Source organism: Streptomyces sp. NPDC001157 (genome assembly GCF_053598255.1).
The window spans coordinates 32,138-55,216 of the sequence record NZ_JBSFJW010000027.1 but is presented as its reverse complement, the minus strand read 5'-3'; the positions used below and the strand labels follow the sequence as shown (position 1 = coordinate 55,216).

Here is a 23,079-nt window from a genome sequence, read left to right as displayed (position 1 = left end):
GGGGCCTACGCGGGGGTGGCGTCCAGCGCGTGGCCCACCAGGGACAGCAGGGTCTCGATCACCGAGATCCGGCGGCGCGCGTCCATGATCATGACAGGTATGTGCGCGGGGACCGTCAACGCCTCCCGCACGTCCTCCGGCTCGAACAGCTCGCTGCCGTCGAAGTGGTTGACCGCGACGACGTACGGCAGTCCGCAGCTCTCGAAGTAGTCCAGCGCGGGGAAGCAGTCCTTCAGGCGACGGGTGTCGGCCATGACGACCGCGCCGATCGCGCCACGCACCAGGTCGTCCCACATGAACCAGAACCGCTGCTGGCCCGGCGTGCCGAACATATACAGCACCAGGTCGTCGTCGAGCGTGAGACGGCCGAAGTCCATGGCCACGGTGGTGGTGAGCTTGCCCGGCGTGGCGGTGAGGTCGTCCGTCTCCTCGCTCGCCTCGGTCATCAGCGCCTCGGTCTGCAGCGGCGTGATCTCCGAGACGGCGGTGACCAGGGTGGTCTTGCCGACGCCGAAACCACCCGCCACGACTATCTTCGTCGCGATCGGGGCCCGGGTGCGGTCCGTCTGCCAGGACTTCAGGTCCTCATCGGTGTCCACGAAGGCGGTGTCTCTAAAGGCGACGGAGTCCATTCAGCACCCTTTCGAGCAGTGCGCGGTCCGGGCGGCCCGTGCCGTGACCGGTACCTGTTCCGTACACGCGGATCCTGCCCTGGTCCGCGAGGTCGCTGAGCAGCACGCGGACCACGCCGAGCGGCATCTTCAGCAGTGCTGCGATCTCGGCCACCGTGCGCATACGGCGGCACAGTTCGACGATGGCCTGCATCTCGGGCATGACCCGGGTGCTGAGGGACCCATTCGTCAGTTCCTTGCGCTCCTCCGGGGCGTCGAGCGCGGCCACGAACGTCTCCACGAGGAGGACGTGGCCGAAGCGGGTACGGCCGCCGGTGAGCGAGTAGGGGCGCACGCGGGCCGGCTTGCGGTCGCCGCCGCGAACGGGCAGCTTCTTGGGCGAACTGCTCATCGGTGACTCCCGGCGGACTCCGACTCCAGGGATTTTCGTAGCTCACTGCGGAGTTCCGGCGTCAGGACGTGGCCGGCGCGGCCCACGAACAGGGCCATGTGGTACGCCACCACGCTCATGTCGCAGTCCGCGGAGCCGTGCACGCCGAGCAGCGAGCCGTCGCTGATCGACATCACGAACAGGCTGCCCTCGTCCATCGCGACCATCGTGTGCTTCACAGGGCCGGAGTCCATCAGCCGGGCCGCGCCGATGGTGAGGCTGCCGATGCCGGAGACGATGGCGGCGAGGTCGGCGGAGGAGCCCCGGGGGCCGGTCCGCCGCTGCTTGGCCTGGTCCTTGGCCGCTGCGTTCCGGCCGGGGTCGGAGGAGAGCAGGAGCAGGCCGTCCGAGGAGACCACCGCTACTGACTGGATGCCCGGCACCTCCTCGACCAGGTTCGTCAGCAGCCAGTGCAGGTTGCGGGCTTCACTGCTCAGTCCGAAGGTACTGGGCGCGGTCAACTGCTTGCCTCCTCGACGGTGCCCCCCGTGGTTTCTTCGGATACGGCTGGTGCGGTGCCCGGCATCTGGTTCTGGGCGGTCTGTTCGGCGATCTCCGCCTCCACGGCGCGGTAGCCGGCCTGGGCACCGGTGCGGAAGCCGCCGAGTCGTCGGCGGAGGGCGTCCGCGTCCACCGTGCGGGGGCGCTGGGGCGCGGACTCGGTCGGTGCGGTGATCTTGGGGGTGCGCTTGGGGAGGCCCTTGTCGGTGAGCTGCTCCTCGTCCGGGGCGCGGGTGTGTTCCGCCTCGGCTTCGTCTTCGGCGGGAATGTTCCCAGCCGCATCACCCGTACCACTTTCGTCTTCGGGTGCGGGAGGCCCCTGTGGGGCTGACTCGCCGTCGGCCGCTTCCGGTCGGGCTTGGGGCGGGATCATCCCGGAGGCGAGGGGCGGGTGGGCCTCGGTCGCCTCGGGCGCGGGCCCGCCATGGCTCTCCGCCTCCTCGGCGGCCGACCGCCCATGGGCCTCCGTCCCCTCGGCGGCCGACCGGCCCTCATGGGCCTCGGGCGCCGCCAGGTCAGGGAGCAGGAGTTCCATCGTGGTTTCGGCCGGCGTGGGTGTCTCGTGCTGGAGGGCCTTCTCCGCCAGGGCCACCAGGGGGTCCGTCGGCTTCGGGCGGGCGGGCAGCTCGTTGGAGTTGGCCTCCGCGTCCGCCCCCGGGAGGGAGAAGCCGAGCGTGCCGCCGGGCCCCGGCGATGTCGACGACGGGACCGCGGCGGAGGGGGCCGCCGCCAGCAGGGGGCTCGGGAGGACCACCACCGCCGCCACGCCGCCCTGCTTCTGCTCGCGCAGCTGGACGCGGACGCCGTGGCGGTGGGCGAGGCGGGCGACGACGTAGAGGCCGAGACCCAGTCCTTCCTCGCCCTCCTGGTCGTAGGGGGACTCGGGGTCGAACTCGGCGAGGCGGGTGTTGAGGCGGGTCAGACGGTCGCTCGTCATCCCGATGCCCTCGTCCTGGACGGAGAGCATGACCTCGCCGTTCTCCAGGAGCCAGCCGGAGACCTCGACGGGCAGGTCCGGCGGGGAGAACGAGGTGGCGTTCTCCATCAGCTCGGCCAGCAGGTGGGAGAGGTCGTCCGCGGCGAAGCCCGCCACGTGCGCGTGCGGCGGCAGCACGGCGATGCGGACGCGCTCGTACCGTTCGATCTCGCTGACCGCGGCGCGCACGACGTCGACGAGCGGGACGGGTCCCGCGTGCTGCTGGACGTGCTCGGTGCCGGCGAGGACCAGGAGGTTCTCGCTGTGGCGGCGCATGACCGTCGCGAAGTGGTCCAGCTTGAAGAGGGTGGCCAGGCGCTCGGGGTCCTGTTCGCGCTCCTCCAGGCCCTCGATGACGGCGAGCTGGCGCTCGACCAGGCCCAGGGTGCGCAGGGAGAGGTTCACGAAGGTGCCGCCGATGCTCTCCCGCAGCCGCTCCAACCGGGCCGCCGATTCACCGAGTTCGGCACGCAGCTCCTCACGGGCGTCCGCCATCTTCTGGCGCTGGCCGACGAGGTGCTTGCGGTCGGCCTCCAGCGTGACGATGCGCTCGCTGAGGGCCGCGGCGTGCGCGTGCAGGGCGTTGACGGAGCGGACGACCTGCGCGAACTCGTCGTTGCGGCCGGTGAAGGTGACCGGTTCCTCGGCGGCGGGGTCCGCCGCCTCGGCGAGCCGGGCCGAGCCCCGGCGCAGCACGGAGAGCGGGCGGGTGAGGCTGCGGGCCATCGCCGTGGCGATGCCGACGGCCAGCAGCATCAGGGCGCCGAGGACGGCGATCCGCAGCTCCAGCGCGTTGACGTCGTCGTCGCGCAGCTGGGCCAGGTCCTTGGTGCGGCGGTCGTAGAGGGCGGACTCCGCGCCGCGCATCGCGTCGATACGGGCGGAGAGCGCGGCGTTGAGCTTCGAGGCGCTGGTGCCGAGTTCGGACGCGGAGAGGGTCGGCTGGTCGGTGAGGGCGGCCAGGTACTTCTCGGCGGAGTTGACCTCGGGTCCGGTGACCGTGGAGTCGTACGACGTCCGGGCGGCCTTGGTCGCCGTGTCGTGGAAGTCGGCGAGGGCCGCGTCCGAGCGCAGCCGGGCCTGCTGGGCGGCGGCGGTCAGCGCGCCCCGCTGCTTGGTGTCGGCGTCCGAGGAGGAGGTGACCGTGGTCGGCAGGCCGGTGACCGGGCTGATGACCGTCTGGGTGGTGGTGGGCACGTTGAGCGCCGCGAGGAGCAGACCGCGGGCGGCGGCGGCCTGCTGCACGGCCGTGTCCAGCTCGGCGAGGGCGTGGGCGTTCGCTCCGGCGCGGGGCGGCATCTGCTGCGCCAGCTGCTCGGCGAGCCCGTGCAGTTCGGTGATGGCGGCCGAGTACGCGTCGTGCGCCTGCAGGGCGTCGCTCTTGCCGGTGAGCGCGGAGCGGCGCAACGCGGCGATGCCGTCGAGGTCGCCGCGGAGGGAGGCGGGGGTGTCGGTGTTCTGCTGCAGCTCCTCGACCTGCCGGTCGACGCGGGCGCTGCGCTGCTCGGAGGGCGCCTTGGACTTGGGCCGCCCGGCGGCGATGTAGGACGTCACCTCGTCCCGCTCGTCGGCGAGCGAATGAGCCAGGGTCAGGGCGTCCTGGGTCTGCCCGGCAAGCGTCACCAGGTCCTGGGAGTCGCTGAGCTGCCCTGAGGCGGTGAGGACGGAGGGGACACCGGCCCCGGCTATCGCGGCGGCAACGACGGCCACGGCGACGACGAGCCGGTTGCGTACATGCGTGGGCCGGCCCTTGCCGGTGGTGGTGCCGGTGCTGCCTGGCGTGCTCTCCACGCCCGCTGCGGGGTCCGTCTGCTTGCCTGTGCGACGAGGCCGCGTCTTCTGCACCGGTGCTCGCAATCCTGACTCGTGGTACTCATGGGCCCGGGTGTGACGCTCCGTCAACTGACGTCGACTGTACGTACGCCCAGTACGGTGCCGACCCTCCCAGTGCCGGTGGGCAGTGGACGAGCATCACCTGACCCGCCACCCGAAGGAGTGAACCTCGGAGAAGAGTGGGCGAGCAAGTTCCTGGGAACGGCTCAGCACCCCTGTACGGCAGGCCGGTTGGACGTCCGCGCCGGGCGGTGGCAGTATTCGCCGCCGCGACTTCCCGGAACAACGGATTCCATCCCAAACAGGGCGTCTGACCTGCACGAGTGCGCCAAATCAGCGACCAATGACAGGCTTTGGCGAACCTTGTGAAGACGTCGTGCAGACTGGCTGAATGCATACGGAACTTGTCTCGGAGCCGGGTGATCCCACCTACCCCAACGAGGACTTCGCCGCGGCCACGCTCCCCGCTTCCGGCCAGGGCGGCACCCTCGTCGTCCTGGACGGGGTGACGCCACCGCGCGGCGAGACGGGCTGTCTGCATTCGGTCCCCTGGTACACGTCCCGGCTGGGCGGAGCCCTGACCGAACTGACCGTTTCCCTCCCGGATGTTCCGCTGCAGGAGGCGCTGGCCCGCGCCATCGCGCGTACGGCCGAGGCCCATGCGACCACCTGTGACCTTTCTCACCCACGCACCCCACAGGCAACGGTGGTCGTGGCGCGGTGGGGCATGGAGAGGGTCGAGTACCTGGTCCTGTCGGACTCGGCCCTGCTGGTGGAGTCGCCGGAGGGCACGGTCACGTCACTCCTGGACGACCGCCTGTCCCGGCTGCCGCGCTCGTCCCTGGCCACGGACGCCATCGTGGACTCGACGGTCCGGAACAAGGAGGGCGGCTTCTTTACGGCCGCCGCCGATCCGTCGGTTGCGGCGCGGGCGGTGACAGGCGTGCTGTCGCGGGGCGACGTGCGGGCCCTGGCCGCCCTGACGGACGGCGCCACCCGGTGGGTGGAGAAGTTCCGGGAGGGCGACTGGGCGGACTGCTTCCGTTTCGTGCGGAAGGAGGGGGCGCAGGCGCTGGTCGACCGGGTACGGATGCTGGAGCGGGCCGATGCGGAGGAGCGGAGGTATCTGCGGCGCAGCAAGACGCACGATGACGCGACGGTCGTGTACGTGGAGTTGTAAGCCGGTGGGCTACTTGACGGCGTTGCGTATGAACGCCGTCCAGGCGCCGGCGGAGACGAGCAGGACCGGGCCTTCCTGAACCTTGCTGTCGCGGACGGGGACGATGCCGGGGAGGCCGTCGGCGACCTCGACGCACGCGCCGCCGTCCCCATTGCTGTACGACGACTTGCGCCACCGGGCGGAACGCAGATCGTACGTGCGGTTCATGATGAGTAGTCCTTCGCGAGTAGACCTTCGACGAAGACGAGGGACGCCTCCGGCGACAGGGCGGAAGCCCTGGCCAGATCGTAGGACTTGGTGCAGCTCGCGACCAGCGCCGGATCCTCGATCAACTGCCCCGAGTAGGCGGCCTCGGCGTACACCACGGGCGGTTCGTCGGCGAAGGTCATGAGCGTCACCATCCCGTACAGGAGCGAGTTTCCCCCGACCGAGAACGGCATCACCTGGATGATCGCCTGATCGCTTCGCGCCACATCGGCGATGTGCTCCAACTGTTCACGCATCACCTGACTTCCGCCGACGGCCACGCGCAACGCCGCTTCGTGGATGATGAACCACAAGTCGGGATTGGCCGGGTCCTTCAGCAGGGTCTGCGCCCGCTCCTGCCGCACGGTAACGCGCCGTTCGACCTCTTCAAGGGCTACCCGGGGCCGGATGGCCTGGACGAGGGCGCGGGTGTACTCGGGGGTCTGCAGGAGTCCGGAGATGACCGCCGTGTTGAACTCGCAGATGGTCTGGGCCCGTTGCTCCAACTCCGCGGCGGCAGCGAAGTACCCGGGGAACTTGGCCTTGGCCGCCTTGAGGATGGCCTCGCACAGTCGCTTGAAGAACCCGCCGGTCTTCAGGATCGTGTCGATCTGCTCGGACATGTCCAACTGCGGGTTGCGACCGGCCATTTCCAGGTACCCGATGTACGCCCCCGAGCAGAACACGAGGTCTCCGAGCCCGGACTGCGACAGCCCCGCCTCCTCGCGGCGCCGCCTGAGCTCGGCGCCGTAGAACTCCTTCATCGAGGCGGGGTCAAGATTCTTCGGCTGAGGCATGCTTCGAGAATAGGCACGCTTCGGAGCCGATCGGGCACGGAAGGTGAAAGTCACGGAACCCCCGGGCTCCCGTCCCGGGGGTTCCTGCCGGCCCTGGACTTACTGCTGCTTGCCGAGGTAGATGAAGCTGTTGTAGTGGTCCCGCGTGAACCACACGTCACCGGTGCTGATCGCACGCACGAACCGGTCCTGGCCCGTCCTCTCGCCCTCCCCGCTGGGGTCGTGGTCGAAGGTGGTCGCGACGTACTCCTGGAACGTTCCCTGGTAGTTCTGCGACGACGAGCCCGCAAAGCCCTCGTTCATGAAGTCCCGGAGAGAGCCGCCGTTGTCCCAGTATCGACCGCCCGTCTCGACCCACTCACCGTGCTGGCGGCGCTGCTGGTCGACCCAACTGCTGACCTGAAAGGAGCTGTCACGGTCGCCGATGTTGCGCCAGTTCGGCCAGCCGATGCGCTGCCAGGTCTTCAGGGTCTTGTCCTGCATCTTTCCCGGAGTCAGCCTTCCGGGGTGCTCTTCGTCGCCCGAGACCGGCGCCTTGCCCTTGTTGGCCGCCCCGCAGGACGCGGGCGCCCCAGGGGGGCACTGGGGACTATCGGCGGCGTGCGCGGTGGCGGACAGGCCGAGCCCGCCGACGGTGAGGCTGAGCAGCATGGCGGGAATGGCGACCATCCGGGCACGCCGTGCGCGGCCGCGCCGCTTCTCGGGCGGCGTCTCCAACATCTCGGATGAGGACATGGTGGCTCCTTGGTCTTGTCTCGGATCCTGGTTCCGGACCCTTTCCGGGGCGGTGCGCTCCGGCTGACCAAAGAGGACCAGCCACGCATGACAGTGGCCCGGCGGCCGGATCACGGCTGCCGGACGGAAATGACGTACGGCTGTTACAGAGATGTGGGAGCGATTCCATGCATTGCCGAGTCCTTGCTGTCAGGACATTTGTCGTTAACGGGGGGCCCTGAAGCTGGTCGTCCCGTGAGCGCGGGCGGAAAGGAACCGGCATGCGATACGGCGGAGGGGCACGGTGTCTGCTGCTCGCCATGAGCTTCCTGGGCCTCGCCGGATGCGGCACGGGGGCCGGTGGCGCGCACATCGAGGGCCCGGCACCGACCGCGGTCCGCTGGACCGGGCCGGTCTACGTCGACGACGCACGCTCCATCTCGCGGCAGCACCCCGACGTGATGGATCTGACCGAAGTCACCACTCTGTACGGCATGAAGTGGCGCGGCTGGGGCACGCCCCAAGCGGTCGGGACCGGGCTGGTGGTCGACTTCGCCTGCGTGTCGCTGTGTCCCCACGGCAACGACAACCCGCCGTCCTACCCGGTGCGCCTCGTTCTCAGCGGCCTGGTCAAGCGCGAGTACGCCGCCTACTACAGCCACGCCGTGCTCAGCCCAGACCCCCCGCCCGCGCCCCACTGGGCGAAGGACGTCGGAGACCTGCGCCTACGGGTGCCGGCGGCATGACAACGTTTCCGCCCCGCGACTGTGAACCGGCCGCCGGGTCACCGACACATAGGACTGGTCCTCTGGGGCCGGAGCACGACGTCTCAGGAGACACACATGCACAAGGTCCTGCTGGTCGAGGACGACGAGATGATCCGGGAGGCGACTCGTCTCACCCTGGAGAGCAGCGGCTACGCGGTCCGCGCCGCCGCCGACGGGACGAGCGGGCTCGCCCTGTTCCGGGAGCAGGCGCCGGACGTGGCGGTCCTGGACATCATGCTGCCCGGCCTCAACGGGGTGAGCCTCGCGGGCCGTATCCGCGAGGAGTCGCGGGTGCCGGTGCTGCTGATCTCGGCCCGGAACGATCCGGTGGACGTGGTGATGGGCCTGGAGGCCGGCGCCGACGACTACGTCACCAAGCCGTTCGACGGGCTGGTGCTGGCCGCCCGGATCCGGGCCCTGCTGCGGCGCGCCGCGCCCGCCGAGCAACGGCCGGACAGCACCCCGCTCGTCTTCGGTGACCTGGCCTTCGACCCGCAGACCCTGGACGTGTGCCGCGAGGGGAAGCCGCTCGCCCTCACCACCACGGAGCTGAAGCTGCTGCAGATGTTCGCCGCGGCGCCCGGCACGGTGCTCACCCGGGACCTGCTGCTGGAGAAGGTGTGGGACTACGCCTGGTCCGGCGACACCCGGGTGGTGGACGTCCACATACGGCGGCTGCGCTGCAAGATCGGCCGTGACCGCATCGAGACGGTGCGCGGCTTCGGCTACAAGCTGCGCCCGTAGTGGCCCGGCACATCGGTACGGCTCCCATGAACATACGTCTGAACATCGGCACGAAGGTGGCCCTGGCCGTCGCCGCGGCGGCCGTCTGCGTCGCGAGCGCGGTCGGGCTGCTCGTCCACCGCATCACCGCCGCCAACCAGCTGACCACGGCCCGCTCCGACATGGACCGGCGGCTGATGACCGCCGTCTACGACCAGGCGGCCGGCCGCAAGTCGGAGGCCCGGCTCGACCCGCCGGACCTGCCCGCGCCCGTGTCGAGGGCGGTGAACCGCGGCGTCCGCGTCACCTACCTCCAGGACGGCCCCGATCCGGTGCTGTGGGCGGCGACCCGCATCTCCGACCGGACCGTGCTCGCGCTGTCGCGTCCTTACGGCTGTGAGGCCGACGAACTGGCCGCGCTGGACCGGACGCTGGTCACCACGGGCGCGGCGGCCACCGTGGTCGTGTCCCTGGCCGGTCTGGCCCTCGGTGTGCGGATGGGCCGTCGGGCCACGGCCGCCGCCCGCACGGCCGGACGCATCGCCCACGGCGACCTGGACGCCCGTATCGGCCCTCAGGGGCGGGACGAGATCGCCTGGCTGGCGGCATCCGTGAACACCATGGCGGACGCGCTCGGCGCCCGGCTGGAGGCCGAGCGACGGGTGACCGCCGACATCGCACACGAACTGCGCACACCGGTCGCGGCCATGGTGACGGCGACCGGCCTGCTGCCGGCCGGTCCGGTCACCGACCTGGTCGCGGGCGGGGTGCACAAGCTGCGCGGACTGGTCGAGGACGTCCTGGAGGTCGCCCGCCTCGACGCCCAGGTGGCCTGTGTGGAGACCGAACCCCGCCAGGTCAGCGCCATGGCCCGGCGCGCGGTCGCCGGACTGGAGGGGGTGGAGGTGCGGATCGTCGCGGACACGCTCGTGGAGACCGATCCGCGGCGCGTGGAGCGGATCCTCACCAACCTCGTCGCCAACGCGCTTCGTCATGGTGCCCCGCCGGTGACGGTCGACGTGGACAAGGACCACGACGGCGCGATCGTCCGGGTCCGCGACCACGGCCCCGGCTTCCCGCCCGACCTGCTGAGCGTCCTCACCGCCTCCGGCCCGCAGCGCTTCCGCACCGGCTCCGGCTCCGCGGGCACGGGCCTAGGCCTCACCATCGCCACCGGCCAGGCCCGCCTGCTCGGCGCCCGTCTCACCTTCCGCAACCACCCCGACGGCGGCGCGGAGGCGACCCTGCGCCTCACCAGGACGGGACACACCGACACCTGAACGGCGACCGGGCGACCGAACCGGACACCACCGCCACCGGCCCGGCCACTCACCGCCCCCCGCCTTCCACAAACCACCCCGACGGGGCGGCCGGACGACCGGCGTCCGTCTACTTCTCCATGCCCCGGTTCAACTCCCCCAGCAGCCGCGCCAGTTCGGCCACCTCGCGGCGGTCCCAGTGGGCCAGCTGGCTGACGTAGCGTGCCCGCCGCGCGTCGCGGACCTTGCTCACCCGGCGGTGCCCCTCCTCGGTGAGGTGGACCAGCCAGGCCCGCCCGTCCGCCGGGTCGGGCTCGCGGGCGACCAGACCCAGGTCCTCCAGGGCCCGCAGCTGGCGGGACATGGTGGCCTTGCCCACGCCGATGTAGGCGGCGAGCTCGGTGGCGCGCAGCCGGTCGTGCTCGTCGAGGCGTACGAGGAGGCCGTACGCGGCGGACTCCAGGTCGGGGTGGACCTCGCGGGCCATCTCGCCCTGGCTGGCCCGGGCGCGTCGCAGCAGAACCGTCAACTCGCGTTCCAGGGACAGGTACTCCGGGTCGGCGCCGCTCGGTGCCGTCCGGTCCGAGAGCCGGCGCTCGTCCCCGTTTCCGCCTTCGTGCACGTCAGCCCCTGCCTCGGTTTTCCCGATCCTGAAAGTTTCCGCCAGACCCCGTCGTTGCCGCAGCTCCTCAAGTATTTCGCAGGGCTAGACCAACGGCAGACTCCGGGCCCCCTTCCCACCCGCTCTTCTACGTGCGTAGCTTCCTTACCAGGAAATGGCCGGCATGCCCACGCCGGCAGCACATCTGGACCTCAGCGCTTCCCCACCGAGCATCACCGAGCCCTCGGAGGCACGCTATGCCCGTGCACAGATCCGGATCGGTCCGCCCCCGGCGCCTCTTCCTCGCCGGGCTCCTGCTCGCCGCCCTGACCCTCGCCCTGCCCTTCGCCGTCCCGGCCTCCGCCGCTGACGGGCCCGCCCGCGGATCCGCCCACATGGGAATGGGCGTCCTCGCCCACGACGGGCGCAAGGGCACCCCCGCCCCCACCGCCGTCACCCAGACGGAGGGCGTCGACGTCTCCGCCCACCAGGGCAACGTCGCCTGGTCGACCCTGTGGAGCAGCGGGGTCAAGTGGGCGTACACGAAGGCGACCGAAGGCACGTACTACACGAACGCCTACTTCGCCCAGCAGTACAACGGCTCGTACAACGTCGGCATGATCCGCGGCGCGTACCACTTCGCCACCCCCGACACCACCAGCGGCGCCACCCAGGCCAACTACTTCGTCGACCACGGCGGCGGCTGGTCCAAGGACGGCAAGACCCTCCCCGGCACCCTCGACATCGAGTGGAACCCGTACGGCGCCGATTGCTACGGCAAGTCGGCGAGCGCGATGGTCAGCTGGATCGCCGACTTCCTGAACACATACAAGGCGCGTACGGGACGGAATGCCGTGATCTACACGGCCACGAGCTGGTGGAGCGACTGCACGGGCAACTACGGCGGCTTCGCGTCCGTCAGCCCGTTGTGGATCGCGCGGTATGCGTCGGACGCGGGGACGCTGCCGGCCGGGTGGAGCTACTACTCCATGTGGCAGTACACCTCGTCCGGGCCGACCGTCGGCGACCATGACAAGTTCAACGGGGCGCTGGATCGGGTCGTCGCCCTCGCCAACGGCTGATCCCCTCCCGTGCACACTCGGCGAAGGCCCAGGCCTCCCTCACGGGACCCGGGCCTTCCCCTATCCGGTGGCGTCCGTCACGCCGCCACCGGAACCTCCGGCTTCGCGTCGCTCGTGGCGGGCGCGAGGGCCAGCTCCAGGACCTGGCGGACGTCGGTCACGGCGTGGACGTCGAGCTTGTCCAGCACCTCCGCGGGGACGTCGTCCAGGTCGGCTTCGTTGCGCTTCGGGATGATCACCGTGGTGACGCCCGCCCGGTGCGCGGCGAGCAGCTTCTGCTTCACGCCGCCGATGGGCAGGACGCGGCCGGTCAGCGAGACCTCGCCGGTCATCGCCACGTCCGTGCGGACCAGGCGGCCGGACAGAAGGGAGGCCAGGGCCGTCGTCATCGTGACGCCCGCGCTCGGGCCGTCCTTCGGGACCGCGCCCGCCGGGAAGTGGATGTGCACCCCACGGTCCTTCAGGTCGGCGACGGGGAGCTCCAGCTCCGCGCCGTGCGACCGCAGGAAGCTCAGCGCGATCTGTGCCGACTCCTTCATCACGTCGCCGAGCTGGCCCGTGAGGGTCAGGCCCGCCGCGCCCGTCTCCGGGTCGGCCAGGGACGCCTCCACGTAAAGGACATCGCCGCCCGCGCCGGTGACCGCGAGACCCGTCGCCACGCCCGGGACCGCCGTGCGGCGCTCCGCCGGGTCCTGCGCGGACTCGGGCACGTGGTGCGGCCGCCCGATCAGGCCGCGCAGCTCGCCGTCCGTGATGGTGAACGGCAGCTCCCGGTCGCCCAGTTCGTGCTGCGCCGCGACCTTGCGGAGCAGCCGGGCGATCGAGCGCTCCAGGGTGCGGACGCCTGCCTCGCGGGTGTACTCGCCGGCGAGCTTGCGCAGGGCGCCCTCGTCGATGGCGACCTCGTCCGAGTGCAGTCCCGCGCGCTCCAGCTGGCGCGGCAGCAGGTGGTCGCGGGCGATGACGACCTTCTCGTCCTCGGTGTAACCGTCCAGGCGGACCAGCTCCATACGGTCGAGCAGGGCCTCCGGGATAGCCTCCAGGACGTTCGCCGTGGCGAGGAAGACGACGTCGCTCAGGTCGAGTTCGACCTCCAGGTAGTGGTCGCGGAAGGTGTGGTTCTGCGCCGGGTCCAGGACCTCCAGGAGGGCGGCCGCGGGGTCGCCGCGGAAGTCCGAGCCCACCTTGTCGATCTCGTCAAGGAGGACGACCGGGTTCATCGAACCGGCCTCCTTGATGGCGCGGACGACCCGGCCGGGCAGCGCGCCGACGTACGTACGGCGGTGGCCGCGGATCTCGGCCTCGTCGCGGACGCCGCCGAGGGCGACGCGGACGAACTTGCGGCCCATGGCGTGCGCGACGGACTCGCCGAGCGAGGTCTTGCCGACGCCGGGCGGGCCGACAAGGGCCAGTACGGCACCGCCGCGGCGGCCTCCCACGACGCCGAGGCCGCGCTCGCTGCGGCGCTTGCGCACCGCCAGGTACTCGGTGATGCGCTCCTTCACGTCCTCCAGGCCGGCGTGCTCGGCGTCGAGGATCGCCTTGGCGCCCTGGATGTCGTACGCGTCCTCGGTGCGCTCGTTCCAGGGGAGTTCGAGGACGGTGTCCAGCCAGGTGCGGATCCAGGAACCCTCGGGCGACTGGTCGCTGGACCGCTCCAGCTTGTCGACCTCCTTGAGGGCGGCTTCCCGCACCTTCTCGGGCAGGTCGGCGGCCTCCACACGGGCGCGGTAGTCGTCGGACTCCTCGCCGTCCTGCTCGCCGTTGAGCTCACGCAGTTCCTTGCGTACGGCTTCCAGCTGGCGGCGGAGCAGGAACTCCCGCTGCTGCTTGTCGACGCCCTCCTGGACGTCCTTGGCGATGGTCTCGGCGACGTCCTGCTCGGCGAGGTGGTCGCGCAGGTGCTGGGTGGCGAGCTTGAGGCGGGCGACCGGGTCGGTGGTCTCCAGCAGCTCGATCTTCTGATCGGTGGTCAGGAAGGGCGAGTAACCGGAGTTGTCGGCGAGCGCGGAGACGTCGTCGATGGCCTGGACGCGGTCGACGACCTGCCAGGCGCCGCGCTTGCGCAGCCAGGCGGTGGCAAGGGCCTTGTACTCCTTGACCAGTTCGGTGACGTGACCGGGCAGCGGCTCGGGCACGCTCTCGTCGATCCTCGTCCCCTCGACCCACAGCGCCGCACCCGGGCCGGTGGTGCCGGCGCCGATCCTGACGCGGCCGCGGCCGCGGATCAGGGCGCCCGGGTCACCGTCGGCCAGCCGGCCGACCTGCTCGACGGTGCCGAGCACACCGGTGCCCGGGTAGCTGCCGTCGATGCGTGGCACCAGCAGGACCTTGGGCTTTCCCGGCTCGGAGCGGGCGGCGGCCTGGGCGGCCTCCACCGCGGCGCGTACGTCGGTGTCGTTCAGGTCCAGCGGCACCACCATGCCGGGCAGCACGACCTCGTCGTCGAGCGGCAGCACGGGCAGGGTGAGCGGTGTGGACGTCGATGCCATGATCTACCCTCCGGCAGTCAAGTTGAGTTATGCCGACTCAATGCATGGCGCTCCGCTAATGTTCCCGGGGCCCCGTTCGCTGTCAGCGATCACGGCGGTGAGGTGCGCGTCTGCTGGGGGCTGCCGCCCCCAGACCCCCGCTTTTCGGCCCTGAAGGGGCCTTGTCCTCAAACGCCGGACGGGCTGAAAGACTCAACGCCGGGCGAGGTGAAAAGAATCCGCGATCGGGCGGCAGTCAGGCCGTCGCCGTGCGGTACCAGCGGCGGATCATCGGCCAGGTCGCGATGCCTATGGCCAGGGAGATCAGGTGGCCCCAGTTGGTCATCGGGTCCGTGAACTCGATCAGGTCCTCGACCAGCATGCTGCCGAACAGGACCAGCACCGGCCAGCGCAGCCAGGGTGTGAGCAGCCCGGCCAGGGCGCCGACGCTGGCGGCGACGCCGAAGCTGATGCCGTAGTCGAGGCGGTGCAGGGAGCTGTCGGGGAGGTGGCCGACGAGCACGGCCAGGCCCACGGGGACCTCGGTCGCGAGGGTGGCCAGTACATGGCCGAGCAGGAAGACGACGGCCGTGCGCGCCCCGCCTATCCGCCGCTCCAGCGCGGTCAGGACGAGCAGGAAGCAGATCACGTACGGCGACACGATCCCGCCCGCGATCCACAGCGCACTGGCGAGCAGCACCAGCACGGGCGTCTGCACGAGGTGTGCGACGTCCGTGCTGGAGGCCTGGAGCAGGGAGTAGACGAGGGACGGGGCGGCATACGTGGTGATCAGTGTGGTGAGCGCCAGGACCGCCGCGTAGGCGAAGGTGAACGGCGTACCGGTGGGGGTCGGCAGGAGGCGCCAGGGGCGGAGGGTGCGGGCCGCGGGGAGGGGCACCTGCACGGTCGGTCCGGCGACGGTCGCCGGGCCGCGCTGACGCGGCATACCGTCGAGGAGTTCGGACACGTCGGGAAGGGGCGCGACCGAGGGTTCGTTGTCGGCCGTCGCGATGGGTTCCACGTTGCGGCGCTCCTTCCGTTGCGCCCCACCCTTCGCAACCACAGGGGTCCCTGTCTGTGACCGACGCCACGCGAGAGGCGATTCACAGCAACCTCTCATGCTTTTCTTGCGTCAGGGGACAACCTCCGCTTGCTCATTCGGCTTGCTCAGGGCCGCAGCAGGTGGACCTCCTTCGCGTGCGCGGCCTGGGTCGCGGGGTCCCAGTCGCCGGTGCAGTAGATGGATGCCTCGCTGATGGCGCCGTCGCGGATGTCGGCGCGCATCAGCTCCCTGCAGTACCAGGTGCCGCCCTGCTCGTCCTCCCACTGCTCCTCGAACTCGAGGACGAGGCCGGTGGGCGTGGCGTCGACGCGGTGGCGCGGCACGGTGCCGAGGAAGGGGTGACTGCGGCGGCGTGCGGCGACGAGCTCGTCGCGGCCGGAGGCCTGCAGCCGCCACTGGGGGACGGTCAGGTCGAGAAAGACGTCGGCCGTGAACAGCCCGTCAGGGGCCGTGTTGGTCTCCAGGAACCGCACGAAGAGATCGGCGAGTTCCTTGACGCGGGTGGTGGTGTCGGTGCCGGTGGTCATGACTGCGCTCCCGCGAGGTTGCGGCTGACGACCTCCATCGTGCGGTTCAGTTCCGCGGTGGGGCTGAACTCGACGATCTCGGTGCCGGCGAAGATCAGGGGCAGATGGCCGGGGGCGCCGTAGTAGGCGTCGCCGGCGTGGAAGACCTCGTCGTGGTCGGCGTACCGGAACACGATCCGGCCGGAGACGACCTGGCCCCAGTGCGGGCACTGGCAGCGGTCGTCGGGCAGGCCCCGGAAGAGCGGGGCGGGGTCCATGTCCTGCTTCATCGACTCGTACGCGACGGTGTACGGGCCGAGCTGGGCGTAGCGCCCCTCGATGACGGGCTCGTCGACCTTGAGTTCGGCCTCGGCCTTGGCGGTGCGTGGCATGGTGTCCTGCCTTCCCTGGGTGTTCTGGCTCGGGTGCTTCACCCAGGAGGCGTGAGATCGGACATCACGGTGTGGGGCCAGGCCTCACAGCCGCCACTCGGGCGGGTGTTCCGGCTGGTAGACGCAGAGGGTGCCGGTGTGCAGGGCGGTTTCGAGGTGCCGGCCGAGTTCGGGGTGGGCGGCGGCGATCCGCCGCACGGCGGCCCGGATGCGGGCGGTGACGGTGGTGCGGGCGCGCTCGGCGTCCGATCCGGTACGGCGCACCCGGCCCCCGATGCCGTACGCGGCCGCGAGCTGCCCGACCAGGGCGTCCCGCTCGACGGCGATCCGCTCCGACCGCCCGGCGTCCCCGGCCTCGTCGGCGTCCCGGGCCTCCTCCTCCAGCTCCGCCAGCCTGCGCCGGTAGGCGGCCCGGGCGGTGGCATCGATGACCTCGCCGGTGTCGCCCTGGGGGTGCAGGCCCTCGACGTGCTCGCCGCTGCCGGGCGGTGCCGCCAGCTCGACCGCGGGCACGGGCGTGCCGGGACGCGCGAGCAGCACGGAGATGTCGTTCAGCCCCTTGCTGTCGGGGAGACGTACGTCGTGACCGGCGTACCGGAGGTGCCAGAGGGGGCCTTCGCGCTGGAAGAGGGGGCAGCCGGGGGTGTCGGACGGGGTGTCGGCCTGCGCCCCGCTGTCCCGCTGCCTGCCGTTCGTCTCACCCGCTATACGTTCCGTCAGCGCGACCGCGCCCGCCGCCGCGGCCGCCCGCAGTGCCCTCTCGCGGTGCTCGCGGGCGCGTTCCGCATCGCCCATGGCCGCTGCCAGCAGCGCCAGATGGCGGTCGACCGGGCCGCGTACCGCCGCGCCGATGCCCTCCACGGCGAACAGACCGGCGTACGGGGCGAGGAGGTCGTAGAGGACGGGCGCGCAGGGGTGGGAGCCCACGGTGGCGACCGTCTCCGCGGCCTGCGCCAGCATCGGCAGCCACTCGCTGTCCCGAGGCGCACCGCCGAGCCGGGGTGCGACGGCCGACAGGCGGCGCGCGGCCTCGTCGAGCCGGCCGAACTGTGCGGCCACGAGCGCGAGGCTGACCCGGGGCCAGAGCATCGGGGAGCGTTCCAGCATGGTCGCCTCCGCCCGCACCCGCTCCAGGCCGGCCGTGTCGCCCGTCTCGGCGTACAGGCACCAGCGCTGGGTGACGGCGAGCATGGCGGCGTTGGCGCTGCCGGCCCTGCGGCCCAGTTCCTCGACCTCGTCGAGCGCGGCGGCGCAGTCGTCGTACCGGCCCTCCATCAGGGCCCGCGCCCCGCGCCACAGGGGCACGTACCAGGCATACAGGGGGCGCCGCAGCGGTCGTACAGCCGTCTCGTACGCCACCGCCTCCGCGTCGGCCCCGGCGAAGTCGCCGGTCTCCATCAGCGCGACCAACCGCAGCCGCCGGCCGAGGAGTTCGAGCACGGGGTCACGGAGGTCGCGGGCGGTCGTCACGATCTGCGTGGACCAGTCGAGCCGGGCTCGGCAGTGGTCGGGGCCGGGCCGGGCGTCGCACAGCGCGGCCAGGGCCGGGCCGAGGGCCGCCGGATCACCGGCCTCGCGGGCGGTGCGGACGGCCTCCTCGGCGAGGGCGATGCGGTGCTTCTCCGGTTCGACCAGCCCGGCGGCGAGCGAGAGCCGTGCGGTGACGGCGGCGCGCAAGGGCGCGTGGGCGGGCTCGGCGGCGAGGGCGGCCCGGGCCTCGGTCAGCAGGTCGAGCTGCTCTCGGTCCTCGAGGTCGACCTCGAACCCGACGGCCCCGGTCCCGAGACCCAGCGCGGCCCGCGCCAGCAGATCGGCCCGCCCGGCCTCCCGCGCCAGCCCGGCGGCCCTGAGCAGCGCGCCCCGCGCGGCCTCCCGCTCCCCGACCGCGAGCCGCGCGGAGCCCAGCCCGAGCAGTGCTTCCACGAGCTCGACGCGGCCGCGACGGTTCCCGTCAGCACCGCGACCGCCCCAGCCACCGTGCACTGCGCCCTCGCGGGCCCCCTCGGCACGGCCGCCCGAGGCCTGTGTCGTCACGCTGCCGACGCCCGGGGCCACGGCCCCCCTGCCATCGCCGCCGGGGCCACGGTCTTCGCCCACCTCGCCACCGGGGCCACGGTCCTCGTCCACATCGCCGGGGCCACGCTCCTCGCCCACACCACCACCGAACCCGCGAGCACCCCCACCGCCACGCGCCGCGCCTTCGCAGACCCCCTCGGCACCGACACCCGAAGCCTCCGCCGACGCCCCGCCGACACCCGGAGCCACAACCCCCCAGCCCTCGCCACCGGAGCCACCGCCCTCGCCCACACCACCACCGAACCCACGACCACCCCCACCGCCACGCCCCGCGCCCTCGCAGACCCCCTCGGCACCCACACCCAAAACCTCCGCCGACGCACCGCCGACACCCGGAGCCACGGCCCCGACGGCACCCCCGCCCCACACCTCCACCGCCCGCTCGTACCACCGGGCCGCGTCCTCGAACGCGAACAGCGCCTCCGCGCGCACCGCCGCCTCGCGGGCGTACCTCGCGGCCTCCTCCGCCTGCTCGGGGCCGGACAGCAGCAGGTGGTGGGCGACTTCCGCCGGGCCGGTGTCGCGGCCGCGGCGGGCGTATCCGGACAGGACCTCGGCGGCGCTGTGGTGGAGGGCCGCGCGTTCGGCCGGGGTGAGGGTGTCGTAGACCGCGTCCCGGAGCAGGTCGTGCCGGAAGGCGCCCCGGTCGGCCCCGGCCTCGGCGAGCAGCCCGGCGCCGGCGGCCTCCCCCAGCAGCGTGCGCAGCTCGCCCAGCGGCACCTCCGCGGCCTCGGCGAGCACGTCGAGCCGGAACCGGGTACCGAGGACGGCGGCCACGTCCAGCACGCGCGCGGCCCGCGGGGTCAGGTCGTCCAGCCGGTCCCGTACGGCGGCCCGGACGGCGACCGAGGAGACACCGGGGCCGTCCCCCTCCCCGGGCGGCGCCACACCCCAACTCCCGGTCCGCAGCAGCTCGATGACGAAGAACGCCTCCCCGCCCGTACGCCGTACCAGCGCACGCACCGCATCCGCCTGCGGTACGGCCCCCGTCACCGCCTCGACCAGCGCCGCGACGTCCCGCTCCGGCAACGGACCGAGCCCCAACGCCCGCCCCCGCCGCAGCAGTTGAGCCCGTGCCCAGCCATCGTCCCCCCAGGCCGCATCCTCGTCCCGGGCCGTCGCCAGCAGCAGGACCGGGCAGGTGCGGGCCGCGTCCGCCGTCTCCAGGAGCAGCCGTAGCGAGGAGGCGTCGGCGGCGTGCACGTCGTCCAGCACCAGGAGCAGGGGGCGGCGGCGCGCGGCCGTGGCCAGGAGCTCGGACACATCGCCCGCGAGCCGCAGCCGCGCGGTCTCCGGGTCGGCTCCGTGCAGGGCGCTGGTGGCCGCACCCGAGACCAGCGCCCGTAGCGGCGGCGACGCGGCCACCAGCCGACCACAGGCCACATCCTCGGCGACCAGCTCCCGCAGCAGCCGTGACCAGGGACGGAAGGCGCGTCCGGCGGTCTCCGGCGGACACCAGGTCCACAGGACGCGAAAGGCACCGGCGTGCGCCGTGATTTCCTCGGCGGTACGGGTCTTGCCGGCACCGGCGGGCCCGGTGAGGGTGACGAGGCCGCCCCTGCCGGACGCGGCGCGCTCCAGGGCCGCCCGGAGCTCACCGAGCACGTCCTCGCGTCCCACGAACGGGTAATTCGCGGCCATGGCAGCCACCACGCACTTCCCACAGGCCTCGCGGCCCCTCCGACGCGGCTCTCGCGCTGCTTCGAGCGTAAGCAGACCGGGCGCAGTCCGCTGCCGGATCGGCAGCGCCCCGAAGGGGCGGGGGGCTGTATCGATATGCGGCTCCGCCGCGCGGGCGCGACCAGCCACGACGAGCCCGCAGACCATCGACGGCCGATCGCCCCGCGTCGCAGCCGAAAACCCCGCACAACCAGCGGAGCGTTCATGCAGGATGAAGCCATGACCGCCACCTACGACACCCCTGTGGTCCTGGACCGTCGCGAGGGTCCGTACGGCGAGGTCGTGCTGCGCCGGCACGGTGAGTTGCTCCAGATCATCGCCAACGGCTGCTTTCTGATGGACACCTCGGACGGACGCTCGGAACGGCTCCTCGTGGACGCCGCACTCGACGCCCTGGGCCCCCGCGAGGCGCCGGACGTGCTGATCGGAGGCCTCGGGGTGGGATTCTCACTCGCCCACGCGGCGGCCGACCCGCGCTGGGGCGCGATCACCGTGGTGGAGCGCGAGCGCGCGATCATCGACTGGCACCTGAACGGCCCCCTGGCCGCCCTGTCGTCCCAGGCCGTCGCCGATCCGCGCACTCAGATCGTGGAGACCGATCTGATCGAGTACGTCCATGAGACTTCCGCCACTCATGACGCCCTCTGCCTGGACATCGACAACGGCCCCGACTGGACCGTCACCGAGGGCAACGACGATCTCTACTCGTCCGGCGGACTCACAAGCTGCGCAAGGGTGTTGAAGCCGGGCGGGGTGCTGGCCGTGTGGTCCGCGCAGCCCTCTCCGGATTTCGAAGAAACCTTGCGGAATGCCGGGTTCCAACGGGTGCGTACCGAAGAGATCCCGGTTGCCCGTGGCGTTCCCGACGTTGTGCACATCGCCGTCCGACCTGGATAGCCGAGGGACGGTGACTCCCCGTACTCTGCTTCTCTGGCGCAGATCATTCAAGCGTCAATCGCAAGCATGCGCAGGCATGAGCCAGGTAACGGATCACCCCACGGATCCGGAAAGCAACTCAGGGGCGGGCGATGGAGCAGACCCACACATCCCACAACGGCACGACGGCGACCCCGGGCGCACAGCGCAGGGTCCTGGTGGTCGAGGACGACGCGACCATCGTCGACGCCATCGCGGCCCGCCTGCGCGCAGAGGGTTTCCTCGTGCAGACCGCGGGTGACGGCCCGGCCGCCGTCGACACCGCCGAGGCCTGGCAGCCCGACCTGCTGATCCTCGACATCATGCTGCCCGGCTTCGACGGCCTGGAGGTCTGCCGCCGTGTGCAGGCCCAGCGCCCGGTGCCGGTGCTGATGCTGACCGCGCGCGACGACGAGACCGACATGCTGGTCGGGCTCGGCGTCGGCGCCGACGACTACATGACCAAGCCGTTCTCCATGCGGGAGCTGGCCGCACGCGTGCATGTGCTGCTGCGCCGGGTGGAGCGGGCCGCACTGGCCGCCGCGACACCCAGAAGCGGCATCCTGCGCCTCGGCGAGCTGGAGATCGACCACGCCCAGCGGCGGGTGCGCGTGCACTCCGAGGACGTGCATCTGACGCCCACCGAGTTCGACCTGCTGGTGTGCCTCGCGAACACCCCGCGCGCGGTGCTCTCCCGTGAGCAGCTGCTCGCCGAGGTGTGGGACTGGGCGGACGCCTCCGGCACCCGTACCGTCGACAGCCACATCAAGGCGCTGCGCCGGAAGATCGGCGCCGAGCGGATCCGCACGGTGCACGGCGTGGGCTACGCGCTGGAGACCCCGACGCCATGAGCGGCGGTCCGGTCGGCCGGAGAAGCCCCGGGGAGCCCGAGCCCTGGGGCGGTGTGAGCCCGTTCTCGATCAAGACCAAGCTGGGCGCGCTGGTCGTGATCGCGGTCCTGATCACCACCGGGCTGATGATGATCGCGATGCGCACGGCGACGGAGCTGCGCTTCATCACGGTCTTCTCGATGATCGCCACACTGCTCATTACGCAGTTCGTGGCCCATTCGCTCACCGCGCCACTGGACGACATGAACGCGGTGGCCAAGGCCATCTCACACGGCGACTACACCCGCAGGGTGCGCGAGAACCGCCGTGACGAGCTGGGCGACCTGGCGCAGACGATCAACCGCATGGCCGACGACCTGGAGGCCCAGGACCGCCAGCGCAAGGAGCTGGTCGCGAACGTCTCGCACGAGCTGCGCACGCCCATCGCGGGCCTCAGAGCGGTGCTGGAGAACATCGTCGACGGTGTCTCCCCGGCGGACCCGGAGACCATGCGTACGGCCCTGAAGCAGACCGAGCGGCTCGGCCGGCTGGTGGAGACGCTGCTGGACCTGTCCCGGCTGGACAACGGGGTCGTACCGCTGCGCCGGCGGCGCTTCGAGGTCTGGCCGTACCTGTCGGGCGTGCTGAAGGAGGCCAACATGGCCGTGCCCGCGCGCGCGGGCATCGCCTCCGGCTCCGGCAGCCACACCCGTACGGACGTCCATCTGCACCTCGACGTGTCCCCGCCGGAGCTGACGGCGCACGCGGACCCCGAGCGGATCCACCAGGTAGTGGCAAATCTCATCGACAACGCGGTCAAGCACAGCCCGCCGCACGGCCGTGTGACCGTGAAGGCACGGCGCGGGACGCTGCCGGAGTCGCTGGAGCTGGAGGTGCTGGACGAAGGCCCCGGCATTCCGCGCTCGGAGTGGCACCGGGTCTTCGAGCGGTTCAACCGGGGCGGCGCGGGCGCCTCCAACGGACAGGGCGGCGACGGCGGTACGGGGCTGGGCCTCGCGATCGCCCGCTGGGCCGTCGACCTGCACGGTGGCGGGATCGGAGTGGCCGAATCCGAGCGGGGCTGCCGGATTCTCGTCACCCTCCCGGGAGAGACATCCGTTCAAAGTTGACGTAAAGTCCGAACCGGAGCCTCAAGATCCACCGCGGTCCGCGCCGACGGACACGTGTGATCAGGCACACGCCCGCACGCTGAGCGTGCAGGGCCTGCCCCGGCGTTTCCCCACACCCTCGTTCCGTACCGGAACCGCGTTTGTTTCCCGCCATTTCCAGGCCCGAAACGCGGTTTCCGATGTGACTTACACGACGATGAACCTGCCCGGCCTGACCTTCCGGGTCTTGGGGGCGTAGCCTTTATTCCCGCTGTCCATCACCTTGTGAAGCGGAA

The 23,079-nt window shown here is 71.6% G+C and carries 21 protein-coding genes; 8 read left to right on the top strand and 13 right to left on the bottom strand.

Going from position 1 to position 23,079, the window contains the following annotated elements:
* Positions 1 to 5: 5 nt before the first annotated feature.
* From ACWDAG_RS34485 to ACWDAG_RS34470, 4 genes are read right to left on the bottom strand one after another with little or no spacing between them, the layout of a single operon-like run.
* A complete protein-coding gene (locus ACWDAG_RS34485) occupies positions 6 to 632 on the bottom strand; it encodes a GTP-binding protein (RefSeq protein WP_450699482.1) in 627 nt (208 codons plus the stop codon).
* Positions 613 to 1,023 (bottom strand): DUF742 domain-containing protein, encoded by a 411-nt coding sequence (locus ACWDAG_RS34480; protein ID WP_450699481.1) that lies wholly within the window; start codon positions 1,021 to 1,023, stop codon positions 613 to 615. The genes ACWDAG_RS34485 and ACWDAG_RS34480 overlap by 20 nt, the downstream gene beginning before the upstream one ends.
* Positions 1,020 to 1,523: a roadblock/LC7 domain-containing protein gene (locus ACWDAG_RS34475; protein ID WP_450699480.1), complete on the bottom strand. Its 504-nt coding sequence runs from the start codon at positions 1,521 to 1,523 to the stop codon at positions 1,020 to 1,022. Before ACWDAG_RS34475 ends, ACWDAG_RS34480 begins: the two co-directional genes overlap by 4 nt.
* Positions 1,520 to 4,384: a sensor histidine kinase gene (locus ACWDAG_RS34470; protein ID WP_450699479.1), complete on the bottom strand. Its 2,865-nt coding sequence runs from the start codon at positions 4,382 to 4,384 to the stop codon at positions 1,520 to 1,522. The genes ACWDAG_RS34475 and ACWDAG_RS34470 overlap by 4 nt, the downstream gene beginning before the upstream one ends.
* 379 nt (positions 4,385 to 4,763) lie before the next feature.
* On the opposite strand from ACWDAG_RS34470, the gene ACWDAG_RS34465 reads away from it, so the two are divergent.
* Positions 4,764 to 5,552, top strand: coding sequence for a protein phosphatase 2C domain-containing protein (locus tag ACWDAG_RS34465; protein ID WP_450699478.1), 789 nt, complete (start codon positions 4,764 to 4,766; stop codon positions 5,550 to 5,552).
* A gap of 9 nt (positions 5,553 to 5,561) precedes the next feature.
* On the opposite strand, the gene ACWDAG_RS34460 is transcribed toward ACWDAG_RS34465, so the two are convergent.
* The 3 genes from ACWDAG_RS34460 to ACWDAG_RS34450 form a co-directional block, all read right to left on the bottom strand.
* Complete coding sequence (locus tag ACWDAG_RS34460) at positions 5,562 to 5,759, bottom strand: DUF397 domain-containing protein (protein ID WP_450699477.1); 198 nt, start codon at positions 5,757 to 5,759, stop codon at positions 5,562 to 5,564.
* Complete coding sequence (locus ACWDAG_RS34455) at positions 5,756 to 6,595, bottom strand: helix-turn-helix domain-containing protein (protein WP_450699476.1); 840 nt, start codon at positions 6,593 to 6,595, stop codon at positions 5,756 to 5,758. The genes ACWDAG_RS34460 and ACWDAG_RS34455 overlap by 4 nt, the downstream gene beginning before the upstream one ends.
* A 99-nt stretch (positions 6,596 to 6,694) precedes the next feature.
* Complete coding sequence (locus ACWDAG_RS34450) at positions 6,695 to 7,330, bottom strand: hypothetical protein (protein ID WP_450699475.1); 636 nt, start codon at positions 7,328 to 7,330, stop codon at positions 6,695 to 6,697.
* 260 nt (positions 7,331 to 7,590) lie between these two features.
* Between ACWDAG_RS34450 and ACWDAG_RS34445 the strand changes: the two genes are divergently transcribed.
* The 3 genes from ACWDAG_RS34445 (at position 7,591) to ACWDAG_RS34435 (ending at position 10,079) form a co-directional block, all read left to right on the top strand.
* Positions 7,591 to 8,055, top strand: a complete 465-nt coding sequence (locus tag ACWDAG_RS34445; RefSeq protein ID WP_450699474.1) for a hypothetical protein — start codon at positions 7,591 to 7,593, stop codon at positions 8,053 to 8,055.
* A gap of 96 nt (positions 8,056 to 8,151) precedes the next feature.
* A complete protein-coding gene (gene cseB, locus ACWDAG_RS34440; protein WP_450699473.1) occupies positions 8,152 to 8,820 on the top strand; it encodes a two-component system response regulator CseB in 669 nt (222 codons plus the stop codon).
* Between the two features lie 26 nt (positions 8,821 to 8,846).
* Positions 8,847 to 10,079: an ATP-binding protein gene (locus tag ACWDAG_RS34435; RefSeq protein WP_450699472.1), complete on the top strand. Its 1,233-nt coding sequence runs from the start codon at positions 8,847 to 8,849 to the stop codon at positions 10,077 to 10,079.
* Between the two features lie 109 nt (positions 10,080 to 10,188).
* On the opposite strand, the gene ACWDAG_RS34430 is transcribed toward ACWDAG_RS34435, so the two are convergent.
* Positions 10,189 to 10,680 (bottom strand): MarR family winged helix-turn-helix transcriptional regulator, encoded by a 492-nt coding sequence (locus tag ACWDAG_RS34430; protein WP_450699471.1) that lies wholly within the window; start codon positions 10,678 to 10,680, stop codon positions 10,189 to 10,191.
* Between the two features lie 236 nt (positions 10,681 to 10,916).
* Here ACWDAG_RS34430 and ACWDAG_RS34425 point away from each other — a divergent pair, with 236 nt between their 5' ends.
* Positions 10,917 to 11,741 carry a lysozyme gene (locus ACWDAG_RS34425; protein WP_450699470.1) on the top strand — a complete coding sequence of 275 codons (825 nt, stop codon included), beginning with the start codon at positions 10,917 to 10,919 and terminating at the stop codon, positions 11,739 to 11,741.
* A gap of 77 nt (positions 11,742 to 11,818) precedes the next feature.
* Here the strand turns inward: ACWDAG_RS34425 and lon are convergent, their stop codons facing one another.
* From lon to ACWDAG_RS34400, 5 genes are all read right to left on the bottom strand, one after another.
* Positions 11,819 to 14,233 carry an endopeptidase La gene (gene lon / locus ACWDAG_RS34420; protein WP_450699469.1) on the bottom strand — a complete coding sequence of 805 codons (2,415 nt, stop codon included), beginning with the start codon at positions 14,231 to 14,233 and terminating at the stop codon, positions 11,819 to 11,821.
* 235 nt (positions 14,234 to 14,468) lie between these two features.
* Complete coding sequence (locus ACWDAG_RS34415) at positions 14,469 to 15,233, bottom strand: rhomboid-like protein (RefSeq protein WP_450699468.1); 765 nt, start codon at positions 15,231 to 15,233, stop codon at positions 14,469 to 14,471.
* A 146-nt stretch (positions 15,234 to 15,379) separates the two neighbouring features.
* Positions 15,380 to 15,802, bottom strand: coding sequence for a hypothetical protein (locus ACWDAG_RS34410; RefSeq protein WP_450699467.1), 423 nt, complete (start codon positions 15,800 to 15,802; stop codon positions 15,380 to 15,382).
* A complete protein-coding gene (locus ACWDAG_RS34405) occupies positions 15,799 to 16,173 on the bottom strand; it encodes a hypothetical protein (RefSeq protein ID WP_450699466.1) in 375 nt (124 codons plus the stop codon). Before ACWDAG_RS34405 ends, ACWDAG_RS34410 begins: the two co-directional genes overlap by 4 nt.
* An 84-nt stretch (positions 16,174 to 16,257) precedes the next feature.
* A complete protein-coding gene (locus ACWDAG_RS34400; protein ID WP_450699465.1) occupies positions 16,258 to 19,890 on the bottom strand; it encodes an ATP-binding protein in 3,633 nt (1,210 codons plus the stop codon).
* Positions 19,891 to 20,148: 258 nt separating this feature from the next.
* On the opposite strand from ACWDAG_RS34400, the gene ACWDAG_RS34395 reads away from it, so the two are divergent.
* From ACWDAG_RS34395 to ACWDAG_RS34385, 3 genes are all read left to right on the top strand, one after another.
* Complete coding sequence (locus ACWDAG_RS34395) at positions 20,149 to 20,826, top strand: spermidine synthase (RefSeq protein WP_450699554.1); 678 nt, start codon at positions 20,149 to 20,151, stop codon at positions 20,824 to 20,826.
* 131 nt (positions 20,827 to 20,957) lie between these two features.
* Positions 20,958 to 21,695: a response regulator transcription factor gene (locus ACWDAG_RS34390; RefSeq protein WP_123967420.1), complete on the top strand. Its 738-nt coding sequence runs from the start codon at positions 20,958 to 20,960 to the stop codon at positions 21,693 to 21,695.
* Positions 21,692 to 22,804, top strand: coding sequence for a HAMP domain-containing sensor histidine kinase (locus ACWDAG_RS34385; RefSeq protein WP_450699464.1), 1,113 nt, complete (start codon positions 21,692 to 21,694; stop codon positions 22,802 to 22,804). Before ACWDAG_RS34390 ends, ACWDAG_RS34385 begins: the two co-directional genes overlap by 4 nt.
* Positions 22,805 to 23,079 lie beyond the last annotated feature (275 nt).

What these genes read in the sequence shown, in the direction of transcription:
- ACWDAG_RS34485 (WP_450699482.1), bottom strand. Translation starts at nt 632, where the DNA reads ATGGACTCCGTCGCCTTTAGAGACACCGCCTTCGTGGACACCGATGAG.
- ACWDAG_RS34480 (WP_450699481.1), bottom strand. Translation starts at nt 1,023, where the DNA reads ATGAGCAGTTCGCCCAAGAAGCTGCCCGTTCGCGGCGGCGACCGCAAG.
- ACWDAG_RS34465 (WP_450699478.1), top strand. Translation starts at nt 4,764, where the DNA reads ATGCATACGGAACTTGTCTCGGAGCCGGGTGATCCCACCTACCCCAAC.
- ACWDAG_RS34460 (WP_450699477.1), bottom strand. Translation starts at nt 5,759, where the DNA reads ATGAACCGCACGTACGATCTGCGTTCCGCCCGGTGGCGCAAGTCGTCG.
- ACWDAG_RS34455 (WP_450699476.1), bottom strand. Translation starts at nt 6,595, where the DNA reads ATGCCTCAGCCGAAGAATCTTGACCCCGCCTCGATGAAGGAGTTCTAC.
- ACWDAG_RS34450 (WP_450699475.1), bottom strand. Translation starts at nt 7,330, where the DNA reads ATGTCCTCATCCGAGATGTTGGAGACGCCGCCCGAGAAGCGGCGCGGC.
- ACWDAG_RS34445 (WP_450699474.1), top strand. Translation starts at nt 7,591, where the DNA reads ATGCGATACGGCGGAGGGGCACGGTGTCTGCTGCTCGCCATGAGCTTC.
- cseB (WP_450699473.1), top strand. Translation starts at nt 8,152, where the DNA reads ATGCACAAGGTCCTGCTGGTCGAGGACGACGAGATGATCCGGGAGGCG.
- ACWDAG_RS34435 (WP_450699472.1), top strand. Translation starts at nt 8,847, where the DNA reads ATGAACATACGTCTGAACATCGGCACGAAGGTGGCCCTGGCCGTCGCC.
- ACWDAG_RS34425 (WP_450699470.1), top strand. Translation starts at nt 10,917, where the DNA reads ATGCCCGTGCACAGATCCGGATCGGTCCGCCCCCGGCGCCTCTTCCTC.
- lon (WP_450699469.1), bottom strand. Translation starts at nt 14,233, where the DNA reads ATGGCATCGACGTCCACACCGCTCACCCTGCCCGTGCTGCCGCTCGAC.
- ACWDAG_RS34410 (WP_450699467.1), bottom strand. Translation starts at nt 15,802, where the DNA reads ATGACCACCGGCACCGACACCACCACCCGCGTCAAGGAACTCGCCGAT.
- ACWDAG_RS34405 (WP_450699466.1), bottom strand. Translation starts at nt 16,173, where the DNA reads ATGCCACGCACCGCCAAGGCCGAGGCCGAACTCAAGGTCGACGAGCCC.
- ACWDAG_RS34400 (WP_450699465.1), bottom strand. Translation starts at nt 19,890, where the DNA reads ATGGCCGCGAATTACCCGTTCGTGGGACGCGAGGACGTGCTCGGTGAG.
- ACWDAG_RS34395 (WP_450699554.1), top strand. Translation starts at nt 20,149, where the DNA reads ATGACCGCCACCTACGACACCCCTGTGGTCCTGGACCGTCGCGAGGGT.
- ACWDAG_RS34390 (WP_123967420.1), top strand. Translation starts at nt 20,958, where the DNA reads ATGGAGCAGACCCACACATCCCACAACGGCACGACGGCGACCCCGGGC.
- ACWDAG_RS34385 (WP_450699464.1), top strand. Translation starts at nt 21,692, where the DNA reads ATGAGCGGCGGTCCGGTCGGCCGGAGAAGCCCCGGGGAGCCCGAGCCC.